Here is a 17,556-nt window from a genome sequence, read left to right on the forward strand (position 1 = left end):
TATTGAGCCGGATGCAAAATATAAGAAAAAGCCTCCTTTTCAGGAGGCTTAATTTGCTTGGAAATCGTTAAAGCTTTAGCCAAAGAAAGCGAAACCGGATACAGCGATGACTCCAGCGATCGCTGCGGTTGCTACGGAAGTTAGCGCGGTTCCAAAGAGCCACCAAGCAGCGGTTGCAGCGGATTTTCGGGTTTCCTCAGCTTGCTGCTTCGCTTTGTGCTTGAGGTCTTTGATGCGTCGTTTCGTTTCCTGCTGGAAGCGTTCAGCGCGGTGTATCGTACTCTCGCGCACCCCTTCAATCTGGTCGATGAGTCGGTTGGCATCCGCTTGGGAAATATCCTCACGGGAACTCAACAGCGCCACCAACGTGTCCCGGTCAAATTGCGAGAGGCGATCGCGCATCGCGTCAAATCCAGCTTGCGGATCGTCGAACAATTTGCGGAAGTCGCGCTTAATACCCTCGTAATTGAGTTCTGGACGCTCCAGGGAGTTGAAGTAATTGCGAATTTTGCCAAAAACTCCGTCAAGCACCGATTGCACTTTATGCTGGGCATTCTGCGCTTGTTCGACAAATTGATGGCGCACCGATTCGATTTGATCGACAATCCGGTTGGCTTCTTCCTCGGAAATATCCTCCCGTTGCGATAGGAGTGCAACAAAGGTAGAACGGTCGAAATGAGAGAAGCGATCGCGAATATTCTTCCACCCGGCTTGTGGATCGTTGAGCATTAATTGCAACTCGCGTTTGATGCCTTCCGGGTTGAGTTCTTCTTTGTCAGTGTTCCGCAGGTAATCTTCAAAATCGGTTTGGAAATTCCGAACCGTGTCTCTGGCACGGGTTGCCAAGCGGCGCGGGGCTTTGACAATGCTGTGAATCGCCTCTTGCACCCGATCGATTGCCCGATTGACTTGCTCTTCGCTCAAGTCTTCTCGTTGACTCAACAGCTTCACCAAGGTTTCCCGATCGACGTGAGACAGCCGTTCTCTCAGGGCCAAACTTCCCTCTTTCGGGTCATTCAGGAGTTTTGCCAAATCCTGCTGGATGCCTTGCGGATCGAGTTCTTCCAGGTTGGTGTTTCGCAGATACTCAGCAATCTGGTTCGTCACTTGGTCGTAGCGATCCTTTGCTTGACCGGCTAATTGTTGCGGTGCGTGCAGAATACTCTCTCGCACTGATTCGATCTGATGGATTGTTCCATCAATCTGTTCTTCGCTCAGATCGCCGCGTCCCTTAAGCAACTGCACCAGCGTATCGCGGTCAAAATGAGAAAGTCGCGTCCGGAGTGCGGCAACTCCTGCCTGAGGGTCATTGAGAAGCGTTTGCAACTCTCGCTTGATGTCTTCAGGATTCAGTTCTTCTTTGTGAGTCTCGCGCAGATAGGATTCTACCCTTTGCCACAGTCCTTCCGCTTCAGATTTGGCGCGGTCTTGCAATTCTTGAGCTTGAGACAAGACGCGATCGCGCGTACTTTCCAACTGACCGATTAGTTGATCGGCTTCCTCTTGACTCAAGTCTTCCCGTTGAGAGAGGAGTTGCACTAAAGTATCGCGGTCAAATTGCGAGAGGCGATCGCTTAAAGCATCAATCCCAGCATCTGGATCTTCTAGAAGTGCTTTGAAATCGCGCTCAATGCCTTCTGGGTTCAGTTCTTCCTTACCCGTCGAGTGCAGATAATGTTCGACGCGATCGCGAAGGTCTTGCGACTGTTCTTGAGATTCCGCACCCTGGACAGTTTCAAAAACTTCTTGCCGAATACTATCCATCTGCTCGGCAATATCCGCGACTTGCTCCGAGGTGAAAGTACCCCGTGCTTCCAGCACCCTCACAAAATAGTCCCGATTCAATTGCTCTATCTGCTGCCGAACTTTTCCAGGAGCTGCATCCGAATCGTAAATAACTTCTCTAAATTCCTGCTTAATCGTTTCTCGGTTCAAGTGCCAAGGTTTGGAATTTAGCAGGTAGTTTTCTACATCTGCCTTAATCGTGCTAAAAGATGGCGCAGGCACCTTATCGGCAACTTTTGTCCCAACCGTTTTAGCTTGTTCAGTTGCTTGCTCTTTCAAATGTTGCAACTGGCTGGAAATTTTTTCCACATCTAAATCGGAGAGATCCGTCCGCTTCATGACTTCTCCGAGTAAAGCAGTTACACCCAACTGCATCGAGTGTTCCATCAAGCCATTGCCATTGCCATGACTGCGCTCTGATTTGCCTTGTGCAACTCCAACAAGTTGAGAAAGCTTGGCAGCAAGCTCATTAGATTTCAACTCCTCTGGAGCGGCTTGTTTCAGAAAGTTGAGTAATTCAACCTGCGGATCTGTTTCCGTTGGTTTTTCTGTTCCCTGTTGTTGACCTAATATCTTCTGCCAAACAACTTCCAATTGCTCCGCAATCCGATTAACATCCTGTTTAGAGAAATCACTGCGGCTACTCACTAGATCCACAAAAGTCTGGCGATTGACATTGCGTAAAACGTCATTCCCCGCCATAGATTTCACATCAACATCGCTAAGTAACTTTTCTAAGTCGCTGCGAACCTTATTGATGTCTAGCTTTGGCAGTTGCAAATCTGTAAAGTAATCCTTAATTGTTTCTCGCAAGCTATCCGGATCGAGAGACGAACTCAATTCCCGGCGAACGGCGGCGGCGGATGCTTCAGCAGTAGAAACAATCTGCCTATTTATCGCACTCCCACCAAGCGCAGTGCTGGCTGTAGCCATCACCCCTTGCATCCCTGAACCCGCAGTGTTCACGACCGAACCAACTAAGGAACCCACCGCCGTAGAACTCACCCAAAGGAGCAGCAAAAAATAAGCTGACCAAATCACGACGCCAGTGATTGCACCCAAAATGACGCTGCTAATCAGAGTCAGCTTCACCGCCAGAAAACAAGCAATGAATATGGCAATATTGACCGTCAATAATGTCCAAATTCCTACCTTAGATTCAATGCTACGAACTTTTTCGCCCCAAGTCTCTGTATCATCATCATCCGCATCTAAGGGATTCTCTGCGGATGAAATCCCAGCAGCAATTGAGAAATTGGTTAACAAAAATTGGAAAGCAAACGCCATCAATACTCCGGCAATCAAGGCAACAAAAAACTGCGGGCTTGAAAAAACAAGTGTTGCCTCTTTTATGGGAGTATTCGCGGCTTGAGTCCCAGTCGCAGCAACTGGAATTTTGGCAAGACAAAATTGTGTGCTGGACAAATCCAGCATCATTTTTACACTTTGAAACATGGTATTTACGCCTTCAAAGTCGAAAGACTACCTCTATGAGAGGTTGCGTTCTGAGTACACTTTTGTGTATATTTTTGTAACGTTCTATCCTAATCCTCTATACTCAATGTGGATAAAAAGCTTTGGAGAATAACTCTCTCTAAAGTCTGAAAATTAGCTCTGAGTAAAGTTAAGAAATTAAACAAGAAGGCGATCGCTAAAACCCACTAAACTTAAGTATTAATACTCAACATCTCAATCAACTGCTAATCCACAATCTAAAATAGAGATGACCTTAAGCTGTCAACAACTTCTTCAAAAACATACTCAAGTTTGGCACCAAGCAACGGTGCATCCTTTCCTAGTGCAGTGCAAATTAGGAACTATTCAGCCGCAGCAATTTAACACCTGGCTGGTACAAGATTATCTTTTTGTAGTAGAGTTCACGCGGATGGTGGCACAAATTTTGGCAGTTGCGCCGCCCGCTCATTTTGATGTCATTCTGGGTGGATTAGTCGCACTGAAAGATGAACTCAACTGGTTCAAAGCAAAAGCCTCTGAGCGACAATTGAATCTCAATACCCAAAAACAACCAACTTGCACAAAATACTGTGATTATATGCACAGTCTTTCGGCAATGCCACACCCAGTTCAAGCGACTGCACTATGGGCAATTGAGCTTGCTTACAATCAAGGTTGGCAATTACCAGGAGTCATGCCAGATCCCTATGCTGAGTTTGCCGACCGCTGGGGAAATCCAGGTTTTACGGAATATGTAAAACTCTTGGAACAGCAAGCAGATGAAGTGCTGCAAACTGCATCGGAAACCGTTCAGCATCAAGCCGAAGAAGCCTTTTTAAAGGTGGCTGAATTAGAGCAGGATTTCTGGCAGATGGCTTTTAATGCAGCACCGTAGATGAAAAGGGTAAAAATAAGCCTATAAAGGCTAATCCATGTAATCGTTTGTAATATCAAGAGCGTCCGGATTATTTGAAGCAACTGGGCGGTTTCCAGCTATATGCATTGTCTCATCAATCTGAAGATTGCTAGAGCCGATTGGACGGTGCCCATCTACGTCAACAGTTCCCTGAACTTGGAAATCATTTGAAGTAATTGGGCGCTTTCCATCAATGTCCACGGTTTCACGAACCTGAATATCGCTTGGATCAATCGGTCGGTGTCCATCTACGTCAAGGGTGTCCTCAAACTGAAGATTACTAGAGGTAATCGGTCGGTGTCCATCTACGTCAAGAGTGTCTTCAATCTGAATATTATCTGGCGCGATTGGACGCTTCCCATCTATATCAATCGTGTGAGGAACCTGTTTTGGTTCGCTAGGTGAAGGAGAGGCAATATTTTTCTCCTGATTATTTCCCTTTTTTGGATTATCTCTGTTCATATTGTGACCTCTTACTTTACGCCTATGTTATTTATAACGTAATACAAGCTATAAAGAGCTTGTATTTGCTGATAATTGATTTAATTATACAATTTGTTTTGAAAGTATTCGTGAAAAATGGCAGCGATGAATCTAAAGAAACCTTTGTACGCTACAAATTACGGCGCTGCCTATATTGGTAACTCGCTTGAATTGCTAGATTGCCTTGAATCTGACTCAATCGATCTAGTAATGACCTCTCCTCCATTTGCTTTGCTACGCGAAAAGAGTTATGGAAATGTTGAGCAAGAAGCCTATATCGATTGGCTATTTGCCTTCTGTCGAAAAGTGCATCGCGTATTATCACCGCAGGGAAGTTTTGTCATCGATCTGGGTGGTGCTTATCAAAGTAAACGTCCAGTGCGATCGCTCTACAATTACCGGATTTTAATTAAACTCTGCGATGAGCTAGATTTTCGCTTAGCTGAGGAGTTTTTTTGGCACAACCCTTCTAAGTTACCTTCGCCGATTGAATGGGTGAATAAACGTAAGCTCCGCGCGAAGGATTCTGTCAATACTGTCTGGTGGCTATCAAAAACTGACTATCCTAAAGCGAATGTGAGTAACGTACTTGTTCCTTATTCGGAACGAATGAAAAAGCTACACGAGAATCCTGAAAAATACTATAAACCTAAAGCACGTCCTTCAGGCCACGATATTGGATCGGGTTTTGCTACTAATAACGGCGGTGCCATTCCCTCCAACTTGTTGCAAATTCCTAATAGTGAAAGCAATTCTCGATACATTCAACTTTGCAAAGCCGTTGGAATTGCTGCACATCCGGCGCGGTTTCCGCAAAAACTGCCGAGGTTTTTTATTAACTTCCTCACCGATCCAGGAGATACAGTCCTCGATATTTTTGCTGGATCGAATACGACTGGCGCGGCGGCTGAGGCTTTGCGACGGCGTTGGATTGCTTTTGAGCAAAATCCGTCTTATTTAGCTGCTTCTGCTTTCAGATTTTTAGAGGATAACCAAAGTATTGAGGCAGCTTCAGCGCTATTTAAAAAACTGGTGGCAAAGCCCGAAATAAGCAATATTTCTTAGTTTAGCGATCGCTACTTAAAATTAAAGTACTTCTGCTTCTTCAAAAACCTGTTTTGGTGTGATTTCCAATCCAGGAAATAATGAATCTATAATTGGTGCGCTATCAGTGTAGAGTTGACTTGTTTTATCTGGAGAAAAGACTCTAATACTTATGGCTTCAGGATCTACAATCCAAACTCGTAGCACACCAGTATCAAAGTAGTCCTTAGCCTTGTCTTCAAATTCTTTTATAGTTTGGTCTGGAGACATTATCTCAATTGCCAGTTCAGGAGCCACAGGACAGGCTTCGTTACGCTTCCAACTAGCGGGTAGCCGTTCATAAGAGATGTACGTTACATCAGGTACAGGTGCCCAATCCTGACCATTCCGTTTCAACAGCACCGCCCACTCTTGAACAACTCGTCCACGCCCTTTGCACCAGGCACGAATCAGAACCATCAAAGCAAACTGTACAGTTGAATGAAAGTATTTTGGAGACACTTTAGGCACTACCTGACCATCTATAAATTCATAGATTACATCCCCTTCTGGCAAAGCCAGAAAGTCTTGTAGTGTGAGCTTGGTTCCAGTGCCTACCATGACCCTAAGCTACCTAAGCAGGTGATAAATAAACTTATTATACAAAAGCGTTTGATGGCTAGGTGACGCTCGCATAGAGCGTACCACTTGTGCTATATGCTTCGAGCTAGATGCGTCAGAACAGTAAATCTGTAGCAGCGTCAAAGGATTACAGTTTTAAAATTAGATAAAGTAAAGATAGAGTGTTTTTGTTCTACTATAGTTTGTTTGTGGCATATTCCTAGCCACATCAATCAATCATCCGAAGGGATTAGAAAAGGAGAAACTATGACTCGCGCGATTATGGAAACCGACAAAGGCACAATCAATTTGGAGCTGTTTGACAAAGATGCACCGAACACGGTGAAAAATTTTGTTGACTTATCTGAAAAAGGGTTTTACGACGGTCTTAATTTCCACCGAGTCATCCCTAACTTTATGATTCAGGGCGGCTGTCCGCAGGGAACGGGAACAGGTGGTCCAGGTTACAAAATCAACTGTGAAATTAACCCCAATAAGCATCAGGCAGGAAGTCTATCAATGGCTCATGCAGGGCGCAATACGGGTGGGAGTCAATTCTTTATCTGTCACGCTCCTCAACCCCATTTAGACGGACAACACACAGTTTTTGGTAAAACTGAAGACATGAATGTAGTCAATGCTATTCGTCAGGGAGATAAGATTCTTTCTGTGAAGATTGAACGATAGCCTAAATGGCTTTTTAGCCGGAAGGAAGTGCTTCCTTCCGGCGGCGTTACTATCAATTGATGCTCGTTACAGTCTGAAGAGGGGTCACTTCATTCAGTTCGGGTTCAGCCACCTGAAGATGTTGCTCTAAAAGCGCCAAGTTACGGATATTTGACTTGTAGTATGCATCGAACAAGTCTCCCACCAAAGGCACCGAGCCGACTGTGGCTTCTAAGGCAATATTAAATATCATCTTTTGTAGGATTTCACGCGGTAAGCCGAAGCGGGCGGCTAAATAGATGATGTAAGCCGAAAACCCGGTGCTGATGATATCTCCGGCACCTGGAATCAGACCAATAATTGGGTCTAAACCAATACGAAAGCCGATGCCTGGGATTCGGATTGCATTATCCATCAGGCGGCTAAGTCTGCGGATGTGGTTGAGATTTTCGAGACGTTCAAGTGTGTTCATATTTCTAATTTTTGCACGAGGAATCCGCTGCATCTTATACCGTGAGAAGGAAAATTTCTTTTCTGGAATCATCCTAAAGTTAGTGGAACTGTCTGCCTAAAGTCAGAGATGTTTAATTTTAAGATTCCTTTATCTGAAGCCATGCTGAACTCCCCAACGCAAGACCTTCTTTTTATTTGCACTCAATTTCTGGCACAAAATCCCCAAAAACGTTTGCAGAGTCTCAAAGACTTGGGGATAGCGCGTTATGCTGATTTTTTAACTAAAATGCCATTAACAGAAGCAAATGTAGCTTGCGTAATGCATTTTTTTAGAGATACAAGTCGCGTGAAATTCCCGAATCTTAGGGGAGCGGATTTATCTAACTTGAAGTTAGATGGCGTTAACTTTATCCGGGGTGATTTATCGGGGGCAAATTTGAGGGGAAGTAGTTTATTAGAAGCCGACCTTTTATTTGCCAATTTCACTGGAGCAGATTTGAGAAATGCGGATTTGAGGGGTGCAACTCTTAATGAGACAATATGGTCAGGTGCGGTGGTAGAAGATTGCAATTTTGGAAAAGGAATTGGGTTAACGGAGCAGCAGCGCAGAAACCTAAAAAGTCTCAGTGCTAGGTTTAATTAGCATCGGCGGCTCATCCGAGTTTTGGATGTTTAGCAACCGCTGTAGAGCGTTGGGTTGAACGATAGTGAAACCCAGCAGACAGCTTAATTTAGTGCCATTTATTTTAAATCTAATTGCTAATTTTTGCCGTTTTTGATGCCTGTCTGCACTTTCCAAAGGCTGGCATAAATTCCTTGGTCTTCTAATAGTTGTTCGTGTCGTCCTTGCTCTACTAAGAAGCCTTGTTCCATCACATAGATACAATCAGCATTGCGGACGGTGGAGAGGCGATGAGCGATCGCTATCGTGGTGCGATTGACGGTAATTCGTTCTAGCGATCGCTGAATGGCTGCTTCTGTCTCATTGTCTACGGCGGAGGTGGCTTCATCCAGAATCAGAATCGGCGGATCTTTCAAAACGGCACGCGCGATCGCAATCCGCTGTCTTTGCCCACCTGACAACTTTTGTCCCCGCTCGCCTACAATCGTGTCGTAGCCTTGGGGAAGTTGCATGATAAAGTCTTGAGCCTCGGCAATTTTAGCCGCTTCGATTGCCTCAGCTTCAGTTGCATCAGGACTGCCGTAGGCGATATTTTCTTTCACCGTGCCGTGAAATAAGAAGACATCCTGACTGACTAAACCAATACAGGAACGCAAATCTCTTAATTTCAAATCGCGTAATTCAATCCCATCCAATGTCACCGTTCCCGACTGAATTTCGTACAACCTCAGCAACAGTTTCACTAAGGTACTCTTGCCCGAACCAGTAGAACCGACAATGGCGATTGTTTTACCTGCGGGAATGTGTAAAGAGAGATTTTGAATGACTGGATTTCGCCCATTGTAGGCAAAAGTGACATCTTTTAATTCCATTTCACCCCGCACTGAAGCGACGGGTAAGGAAATGTGTCCCGAATGAATCGCAATCGGTGTATCCAGCAGATTCATCACCCGATTTGTAGAAGCCATTGCCCGTTGATATTGATCGAGCGTTTCGCCCAATCTCGTCAAAGGCCAAAGCAACCGCTGGGTTAGGAATACCAATACACTGTAAGTACCCACAGACAATCTGCCAGCAGCGGCGTCCATACCGCCGATTAACAGTGTTGCCGTGAATCCGACTAAAATAATGATGCGAATCAAGGGGACAAAAGCGGATGAAAGCGCGATCGCTCTCCGGTTACTTTGTCGATAAGCCTCACTTTCGACTGCCATCCTGCTCGCTTCATAGTCTTCCGTGACAAAGCTTTTAATCGTCGTCATTCCGCTCAAATTATTCGAGAGGCGACTGTTGAGCAGACTGACTTTTTCCCGAATCTCAGCATAGCGGGGGGCAAGGCGATGTTGAAAGACAATCGAACCCCACAGAATAAACGGCATCGGCAGCATCGCCATCCAAGCCACACTGGGAGCCAGAATAAAGAAGGCACCGCCAATAATTACAACCGTCGTCGCTACTTGGAGGATTTCATTCGCTCCTCGATCCAAAAAGCGTTCCAGCTGATTGATATCGTCATTCAGGATAGACATCAAACCGCCAGTGCTGCGCTCTTCAAAATAAGCCAGTTCCAGCTCTTGGATATGGCTGTAGGCATCGAGGCGCAAGTCGTGTTCAATATTCTGGGCTAGATTGCGCCAAAGCAGGGCATAGGCGTACTCAAAGATAGATTCCAGTCCCCAGATAATGAAGCTGAGGAAGCTTAGGATCAGGAGTTGCCAAAAAACATCTTTGACGCCAAATTGTGCAATTAGCGAGTCTTGTTGCTTCACCACCACATCCACCGCTGCACCGATCAAGGCGGGTGGGGCTAAGTCAAAAATTTTATTGAGAATTGAGCAAACAGTCGCCTGCCAAATTTGGGCACGATAGTTGCGTCCATAGTCAATCAGACGCTTGAGGGGATGCGCCTTTTGCCTGCTTTGGATTTGATTGCGGGATTTTTTACGGGACAAAATGAGAGTACGCGACGATAGTTACACCAGATTTTAACCACTGTAACAATTATCCATCTGACATCCCACGACTCTTTTTTAGTAGGCGCGATCGCCCGATTGGTGTTATGCAACGGCGGGTGATGTGAGTGTTGCACTTGCGATCGCTTTCTTTTCAATTGGGCAAATGTGTTCCCCATTTTTCACTAATCTTGCTACCCACTTATTTGTTTGTATCTATCACGAGATAGATTTTTAAAGCAAATTTACAGATGAGTCAAGTTACAGGCTCAAGCGGAATTTCACGGCGTTTTTCAGAACCAAGAACAAGAAATGCTTGCTGGATTTTGCTTTTCTTTGACTCGCGCTTCTAGTTTCATTCTCTATCTTGAGACATATATTGAGCTGTAAAACAATCCATAACCAATCCATCGCCGTATCTTTTTTAGTCAAGAAATCAAAAAGGGAATCCTTCCGATTCCACTGAGGTAGAAGCCGCCAATGAAAAAACTAGCGCAGATAACCGCCATATCGGTACTGGTTACAGGGTTATCATCAGCTCATGCCCAAGCTGCCACATTCACAGAGAAAAGTGATGCTGGGAAGACTCTAAATACAGCAAAAATTATCCCATCAGGGTCGCAAATACTAGAGGTTATTACTGGGACACTTTCTGATAATGATGCTGACTTATTCCAGATTTTTCTGACCGGAGGACAGACATTCTCGGCGACAACAATTAGCCTGGATACGCTGGTAGGACTCCCAGTTGATAATGTTTTAGGTACCCCGACCGAGCTGCTTGAAGATCCGCAGTTATTCTTGTTTGATGCGGCTGGTAAGGGCATTTATGGGAATGATGATATTCCTGGCTTAAATTCACAATCAGTTTTATCCTCAGGTGGGTTTTCTCCCGCTCAATCTGGTATTTACTATTTAGCCATTGCCAGCTCTGGTTACGATCCTGTAAGTGCATCCGGGAAAATTTTCTCGGCTGGAGCGGATGGAGTTCTAGAACCGACGGGTTCGGGCGGGAATTTATCCTTGAGTGGCTTTACAGGTACGAGCGCTACCAGTGGAAGCTACGCGATCGCACTAACCGGAGTTACAACTAGCGCTGAAAGTAGCACTGCAAGCATTCCCGAACCGTCTGCAACATTAGGCATTTTAGCTTTGGGTACTTTAGGCGCAGTTTCTCAGCTAAAAAACAACAGAAAGAAGCAAAAATTCACTAACTGAGTTTCCAGCATTCTCTAGTTGGTTATTGAGGAAAGGTGCAATCGCGCCTTTATTCGTGGGACGCCAATAAAACAACAGTAATTTGTTTTATCCCTGTATTTTTGATAATTGCGATTTCCTCAATGCAGAGGTTAGGGAAAAAGCGAATATCTAGTGGAAATGAAATCGCCAAACAAGTTAAAAATCAATTTTTAACTTTCGGAAGAATCCATAAACAGCTCTGAGTCGTACTTCTTTTAATCCAAGCGATTCAAAAGAACCTCAACATTCCCATTCCGCACCAAGCAGTGACTGAATGGATACATCTTTAGGAAAAACTGAAATGAAGCAAAAAACTTGTGTTCCTGTGAAAGAAACTGCGGCTCCTCTCAACAAAATTGCGACTTCCCGTAAAAAACCTTCGCGTCGCTTTGGTTTAAGAAACCCAATCGGATTGGGCGTACTTGTTATAGGATTAGCTTTGTTCGCTGGGATGACACCTCTCTATCTCAAAGCTTCTGACCATGATGATGGTGAGGTAGATGCTAAGGGACGTAATCTTAATTTAACTGACCTGTTTGTATTCCGGGAAAAAGATCAGAACCCGAATGCGTCTCAAAACGACCTGGTCTTGATTATGAATACGAACCCGCGATCGCTAGCGCGTCAGCAATATTACTTCAGCACCAGAGCGAAGTACGAGTTCAAAGTGTCGCGAGTGGGGAATAATGACGCCACTCCCACGGGTAAGGAAGATGTGGTTCTGCAATTCACCTTTAGCCCACCGGATGCGAATCGCCAACAAACCATTACGATGACCGCTATCCGGGACGGTGCAATTGTTCTCCAAACCAAGAACCTCCGCACCACGCCGCTGAATCCCAACCCCAGTGCGCCGCCAATCGTTAATCAGGTATCCGGCGGTGGCGCTAACTTAGCCGTATTTGCGGGACTCCGAGAAGATCCATTCTTCTTCGACGTTGAGCAATATTTTCGGGTTCGGGCTGCTTTTCTCGGCATCGGTCCCGCAGTTTCTGGGTTCCGTCCGCCCGAACAGGCTATTGACTTTACCAAAGGCTACAACGTCAACGCGATCGCAGTCCGGGTACCGATTAAATTCTTACAAGGCTCGACCTCCGCAACGACTTTTGATGTCTGGGAAACCATTTCAGTCCCTGGAGCAAACGGCAAATTTACTCAGTTTGAGCGGCTGGCTCGACCGGCGATCAACGAGGGTCTAGTCGTCACAAACGACTTCCTGAACGCCCTAAACACCGTCAGTCCTGGTTTTGAAGCTTCTGCTCTGGCGGGTCAACAACCGGCAGCGAATATCGCTGGGCCAATCGTCGGGGAAGTGAAAAAGACGCTGCTAGCTTTTGGGAATACCGAGCAACGAGCGAACGCCTTGTTGGGTGCCTTTTTACCAGACGTGATGCGAATCGACACCAGGGGACCCAGCGGATACGCCAACGCCCTGAATGCTAAAGGTAGCCCGATTCGGGGTCGCTTGATAAAAGATGATGTCATCGACATCACCTTAAGTGTCGTCACCGGGGGGAAGGTTACGAGTGATAACGTGTCCTACGAAGGCGCACCGGGTAATCCAGCACAAGGACACAAGCCGTTACAACCCGCATTCCCCTATTTGGCTCTCCCCAACTAGGTCAGGAGTGATGAACTGCGTACATTATCAGTGATGAAAATCTAACCTCCTTCTCACCTCTCCCTAACCCTCTCCCAAGAGGAGAGGGAAGCCCAATCAATCTTTTTTACGGGGGAGGGGGAATCACTGAAAACCCGTCCCCTACTAAGGGATGGGTTGGGGGAGAGGTTAACCGAGCTTAGAGACAGAAGCATGAAACGTGCTGAGTATTACAAATCCGAAAACTTGAAAGGTGGGTTGAGTGGGCATCTTGTGCTGAAGCGTTGGTGGATACCGCTCTTAGTGGCGCTACCGATTGCCGGAGTTTTGGTAGGCTGGCGTTTGTGGAATCCCAGTGCTGAACTCGACGCTCCTTATCGTTATCCCTTTTCTCAGTCACCCTCAGACAATATCACCACTGCTTTGGGACGGGAAATCGCTTTCTATCAGGAACGGATTCGGCGAAATCCAGGGGACGGATTAGATCGAACCGCCTTAGCCAAAGCCTATCTGAAGATGGCTCGGGCGACGGGGGATGCTAATTGGTATCTCATGGCGGAGCAGTCGGCAAAGCGATCGCTCGCTAATTTATCCTTTGATAATCAAGGTGCTATTTTGGTGCTGGCTCGGATTGCGGAAGCGAAACATGACTTCACAGAAGCGATTCGCTTGGCAAAACAGGTACTGCAAACCGAGTCTGGAAATGAAGATGCACTCTCGCTGCTGGTTACATCAAACTTGGCAATGGGCAAGGTGGATGAAGCCAATCGCGTCGCGAATGCTTTAGTAGATAAAATTCCCACGTTAGGCTCCTTGACACTTAGGGCTTTGGTAAAAGTTGCACAAGGTCAAGATGCAGCAGCCATTCAAGATTTCCAGCAAGCTCTAGCAGCTGAAGAACCGGGCGAGACAGGCAGTTCGGCTTGGACGCGGACATTGCTGGGTCGGTTTTACTTCCAGCGGGGCAACCATCAACTTGCCAAGGAACTTTACCAGGAAGTTTTACGCATCCTGCCGCGATATCCCTTGGCATTAGTCAATCTGGCAGAATTAGAGACTCGACTCGGACAGTATCGAGCCGCGGAGCGTCATTACTCCCAGGTCTTTGTTTCCCCAACCTACCAGAATGTGTTCGATCACGTTGCCTTGCAGGGCATGGCACGGGTGAAGCATTTGCAGGGCGACCAGTCAGGCGCTCAGGAGTTATGGGACAAAGCCGAAGCGTTAATCCGCCAGCATCAAAATATCACTTCTTTTGGACACCGGCGCGAACTGGCACGCCTTTTGCTAGAACGGGGGCGTTCCGAGGACTTGCCCGAAGCGCTTTCCCTAATGCAGGCAGAAGTCGCTATCCGCCGCGATGCAGAGACACTGGATACTCTAGCTTGGGCGCTTTACCGTGCGGAACGCTGGCGGGAAGCTCAGCAGGTCGTTGCCGAAGCGCTAGGGCGAGGTACTCGTGATGCGGGAATTTTTGCTCGCGCGGGCACGATTGAGCAGGCATTGGGGAATCGCGCTGAGGCGATCGCTTATTTCCAAAAAGCTGAAGAAATCGACCCGACTTTTGACGAACAGACACAGCGATCGCAAACACTTAACTCAAATTCTGCAACCGAGGTGAATGAATGAACGCAAAGTGGCGTCGATACGGCACGCTGAGCCTGCTGTCGTTTTTGGGAGCGATATTACTTTGGTTCGCTGCTGCTACCCCCAGTTACTCTCACTGGGCTGATTTATCAGTCGCTGAGATTATGGTGGGCGAGACTGAAACTCAAATGACGCTTACCTTTCCCACAGGGTTGATGGCATTTGCAGACGACAACCAGGATAGTCAGCTGTCACCCGATGAAGTCCGCACTCATCAAACTCAGTTGCAGACATTCTTAAGCGATCGCATCCGCCTCAGCGATAACCAGAAGCAAAAAGCTACCCTAACCATTAATGCATCCGAGACCAGCGCCCTACCGCCAAACTTGAAAGTTACTACGGGCACCCACAGCAGCTTACAGCTCACCTACAACTGGTCTCAGCCGGTTCAAGGACTCCAGATCCACTACAATCTATTTCTGCCTGGAGTGCCAACCGCCACTTGCCTTGCAACGATTCTGCATTCCGGACAGGTGCAAAACTTTATTTTCAGCCCCACAAACCAGACATTTTCATTAATGCCGCCTGGGTTGGCGTGGCTTAACGGGGGAAGCTTGCTGATTGCGATCGCTGGGTCGTTTGCGTGGGGTGCAATGCACGCCCTCTCTCCGGGTCACGGCAAGACGATTGTGGGAGCGTACTTGGTAGGTTCCCATGCTACCCCCAAACACGCCCTATTTTTAGGGTTAGCGACGACAATCGCCCATACTACCGGCGTGTTTGCCTTGGGAGCGATCGCGCTGTTCGCCTCACAGTACATCCTGCCCGATCAGTTATATCCCTGGCTCAGTGTCCTCTCCGGTTTGATGGTGGTAGCGATCGGTCTCAACTTGTTCATCAACCGCCTGCGGAGTCATAAAAGCGGCAAATCAGCGACGGCACATCAGCATCTTAGCTTTTCAGCTTCCCAGAGCCATTCCCACCGTCATCACAGCCACGAACCTCATCACCACGATCATCACCACGACGATTCTCATCACCACGAACCTCATCACCACCATCACCCTCACGAACCTCATCACCACGGCGAACATTCTCACCACAACCACTCGCACTTACCCCCAGGTGCGGATGGATCGCCCGTTACCTGGCGTAACCTGCTTGCCCTAGGTATTTCAGGCGGTTTGGTGCCGTGTCCTTCAGCCTTGGTTTTGCTGCTAAGCGCGATCGCACTGGGACGGATCGGCTTTGGACTGATGCTGGTGTTGACATTTAGTTTAGGACTCGCAGGGGTGCTAACTGGGTTGGGATTGCTACTCGTTTACAGCAAGCGTTTCTTCGATCGGCTACCGATTCAAATGCGGATTGTGAGGATTTTGCCTGCGGTGAGTGCATTAGTGATTGCCCTCCTGGGTGTAGGCATCACCACCCAAGCCTTGATGCAAACCGGGTTGGTGCGGCTATAAATCGTAGCGTGTTAGCGATCGCTTTGCATCGCTTGCCGAACCCGTTCTCTAAAAAATTGACATTTATCCCGCTAAGTAGGTATGGCAATTTAAATTGAATTATGAAATATTGGCAACAGTAATAAGCAATTGTAAATCCCCGATTGCCTAAAATTTTTTAGTTGTTTTTAATTTAAAAATTCACTCATTCAATCAACCATTAAACCTTAAGAAAACCCAATGTTTAGGTACTTTCGTTTAACAGTTACCGTATCTACTGCTCTCAGTTCATTGTTTCCGGGTATAGCTTTGAGCCTTCCTTTACAGCCAGATTCTCCATATCCAGTCGTGCCAGCTTCAAATATAGATATTCCAGTTTGCTATCTACAAACTGAAGATGGTAGAAGGGTGGATCTCGGTAAATTATGCATTCAAGCCCCTGAAAATTCTAATGCTCCTTTAAGTAGTAATTTTGGGGCTGGAAATTGCTACTTTGTTGACTCGACTGGCAAACCCTGTAGAGCTTCTTCAGCCAGTAATCCTCAGCAGTAACCGTCAAGAACTTGAATTGTTGAATAATACCAATTCACTGCTTTGATGCCACATTTACGAGTCCCCAATCCGGTTAAAAAGGGGGCAGTATATGGATATGTGTCAGACATAAACTAACGACATAGGTTAGCGATACGACGTTCTTGCTGAGTTACCTGCCCTGAGCGGAGGTGGTTTGGGGCAAGCTGCACTATCAGTCAGTTGAAAAACCACTTTCCCAGTGAACTGACCCTAACTGAAATAGGTACTACCTGAGCAAGGCTTTGCAAAGTTTTTTTACAAGCGGTGTTCGTTCTTGGCTATTGACATCAAGCTTTGGATAGAAATATTTGATGAATGGAATTTATAGATGCCAATCGAAACAGTAGCCGGAACTTCTTTAAAGTATTACCTGCTATCCTTTGATGCCACAGGCAAAGAACGCAATGAATCTGGCGGGTTAATGAGCCAAAAAATCTTGGAAGCGCTGGCTAGCGAACCAATCACAGATGTATTCATCATGAGCCACGGGTGGTTGGGTGACGTTCCCGCAGCGCGATCTCAGTACAACGACTGGATTGGCGCAATGGCAGGGCAAACGGCTGATATTGAAAAAATCAAACAGGCGCGACCGGAATTTCGTCCCTTACTCATCGGACTGCACTGGCCCAGCAAGCCTTGGGGTGATGAAGAATTGACAAGTTCTTCGGTGTCCTTTGACGTGAACGACGAAGATCCAGTTGATCGGTTAGTCGATGAGTATGCCGATCGCATTGCCAACACTGAGGAAGCGCGGCAAGCCCTACAAATAATTCTCAGGTCGGCGATGGAAGACAGCGCACCCGATACCTTACCGCCAGAGGTACTGAGCGCCTACCAAGTGTTGAACCAAGAGGCTGGTTTGGGTAGCGAAGGTGAGGGTGGGGCACCGGGTTCGGATTGGGAAGGTTTCGATCCAGAAGCCATCTATGAAGCGAGTAAAGATGAACCAGTAAGTTTCAGCATCGACAGTAGTTCGGTCTTGGATAAGGTTTTAAACCCCCTGAGGTTACTGTCTTATTGGAAGCATCCCCAAATTTCTGACCAATCGCTGACCTAATCCCCCTAATCCTGCTTCTGCTCTGGGGTCGGCACTTTCGCAAGTGCAGAGAAAGGCAAAGTGAGGTAAGCTCCTCTGA

Annotated in this window: 15 protein-coding genes; 10 read left to right on the top strand and 5 right to left on the bottom strand. The window is 46.8% G+C overall.

What is annotated here, in order from left to right:
* Positions 1-75: 75 nt before the first annotated feature.
* A complete protein-coding gene (locus NC994_RS25165) occupies positions 76-3,240 on the bottom strand; it encodes an MFS transporter (RefSeq protein ID WP_190433243.1) in 3,165 nt (1,054 codons plus the stop codon).
* Between the two features lie 268 nt (positions 3,241-3,508).
* Here NC994_RS25165 and NC994_RS25170 point away from each other — a divergent pair, with 268 nt between their 5' ends.
* Positions 3,509-4,135: a TenA family transcriptional regulator gene (locus tag NC994_RS25170; RefSeq protein ID WP_190429358.1), complete on the top strand. Its 627-nt coding sequence runs from the start codon at positions 3,509-3,511 to the stop codon at positions 4,133-4,135.
* 30 nt (positions 4,136-4,165) lie between these two features.
* Here the strand turns inward: NC994_RS25170 and NC994_RS25175 are convergent, their stop codons facing one another.
* Complete coding sequence (locus tag NC994_RS25175; protein WP_190429359.1) at positions 4,166-4,618, bottom strand: hypothetical protein; 453 nt, start codon at positions 4,616-4,618, stop codon at positions 4,166-4,168.
* 126 nt (positions 4,619-4,744) lie between these two features.
* Between NC994_RS25175 and NC994_RS25180 the strand changes: the two genes are divergently transcribed.
* A complete protein-coding gene (locus NC994_RS25180; RefSeq protein ID WP_190433253.1) occupies positions 4,745-5,704 on the top strand; it encodes a site-specific DNA-methyltransferase in 960 nt (319 codons plus the stop codon).
* 21 nt (positions 5,705-5,725) lie between these two features.
* On the opposite strand, the gene NC994_RS25185 is transcribed toward NC994_RS25180, so the two are convergent.
* Entirely contained in the window at positions 5,726-6,283 is a 558-nt protein-coding gene (locus NC994_RS25185; RefSeq protein WP_190433244.1) for a Uma2 family endonuclease, read from the bottom strand.
* A gap of 267 nt (positions 6,284-6,550) precedes the next feature.
* Here NC994_RS25185 and NC994_RS25190 point away from each other — a divergent pair, with 267 nt between their 5' ends.
* Positions 6,551-6,970, top strand: a complete 420-nt coding sequence (locus NC994_RS25190; protein ID WP_190411505.1) for a peptidylprolyl isomerase — start codon at positions 6,551-6,553, stop codon at positions 6,968-6,970.
* Positions 6,971-7,022: 52 nt separating this feature from the next.
* Here NC994_RS25190 and NC994_RS25195 read toward each other — a convergent pair whose 3' ends face one another.
* A complete protein-coding gene (locus tag NC994_RS25195; protein WP_190411506.1) occupies positions 7,023-7,421 on the bottom strand; it encodes a DUF4112 domain-containing protein in 399 nt (132 codons plus the stop codon).
* A gap of 141 nt (positions 7,422-7,562) precedes the next feature.
* Between NC994_RS25195 and NC994_RS25200 the strand changes: the two genes are divergently transcribed.
* Positions 7,563-8,045 carry a pentapeptide repeat-containing protein gene (locus NC994_RS25200; protein ID WP_190433254.1) on the top strand — a complete coding sequence of 161 codons (483 nt, stop codon included), beginning with the start codon at positions 7,563-7,565 and terminating at the stop codon, positions 8,043-8,045.
* 116 nt (positions 8,046-8,161) lie between these two features.
* On the opposite strand, the gene NC994_RS25205 is transcribed toward NC994_RS25200, so the two are convergent.
* Positions 8,162-9,976, bottom strand: a complete 1,815-nt coding sequence (locus NC994_RS25205; RefSeq protein WP_199299493.1) for an ABC transporter ATP-binding protein — start codon at positions 9,974-9,976, stop codon at positions 8,162-8,164.
* A 480-nt stretch (positions 9,977-10,456) separates the two neighbouring features.
* On the opposite strand from NC994_RS25205, the gene NC994_RS25210 reads away from it, so the two are divergent.
* From NC994_RS25210 to NC994_RS25235, 6 genes are all read left to right on the top strand, one after another.
* On the top strand, positions 10,457-11,194 hold the full coding sequence (locus NC994_RS25210) for a DVUA0089 family protein (RefSeq protein ID WP_190433245.1): 738 nt from the start codon (positions 10,457-10,459) through the stop codon (positions 11,192-11,194).
* A 322-nt stretch (positions 11,195-11,516) separates the two neighbouring features.
* Entirely contained in the window at positions 11,517-12,836 is a 1,320-nt protein-coding gene (locus NC994_RS25215; protein ID WP_190433246.1) for a DUF4331 domain-containing protein, read from the top strand.
* A gap of 192 nt (positions 12,837-13,028) precedes the next feature.
* A complete protein-coding gene (locus NC994_RS25220; protein ID WP_190433247.1) occupies positions 13,029-14,444 on the top strand; it encodes a tetratricopeptide repeat protein in 1,416 nt (471 codons plus the stop codon).
* Positions 14,441-15,868 (top strand): sulfite exporter TauE/SafE family protein, encoded by a 1,428-nt coding sequence (locus NC994_RS25225; RefSeq protein WP_190433248.1) that lies wholly within the window; start codon positions 14,441-14,443, stop codon positions 15,866-15,868. Before NC994_RS25220 ends, NC994_RS25225 begins: the two co-directional genes overlap by 4 nt.
* Before the next feature lie 219 nt (positions 15,869-16,087).
* Positions 16,088-16,399 (top strand): hypothetical protein, encoded by a 312-nt coding sequence (locus NC994_RS25230; protein ID WP_190433249.1) that lies wholly within the window; start codon positions 16,088-16,090, stop codon positions 16,397-16,399.
* Between the two features lie 349 nt (positions 16,400-16,748).
* Positions 16,749-17,477, top strand: coding sequence for a hypothetical protein (locus NC994_RS25235; protein WP_190433250.1), 729 nt, complete (start codon positions 16,749-16,751; stop codon positions 17,475-17,477).
* Positions 17,478-17,556: the final 79 nt, after the last annotated feature.

This window comes from Trichocoleus sp. AS-A1 (assembly GCF_039962015.1).
Lineage (GTDB): Bacteria > Cyanobacteriota > Cyanobacteriia > Cyanobacteriales > FACHB-T130 > FACHB-T130.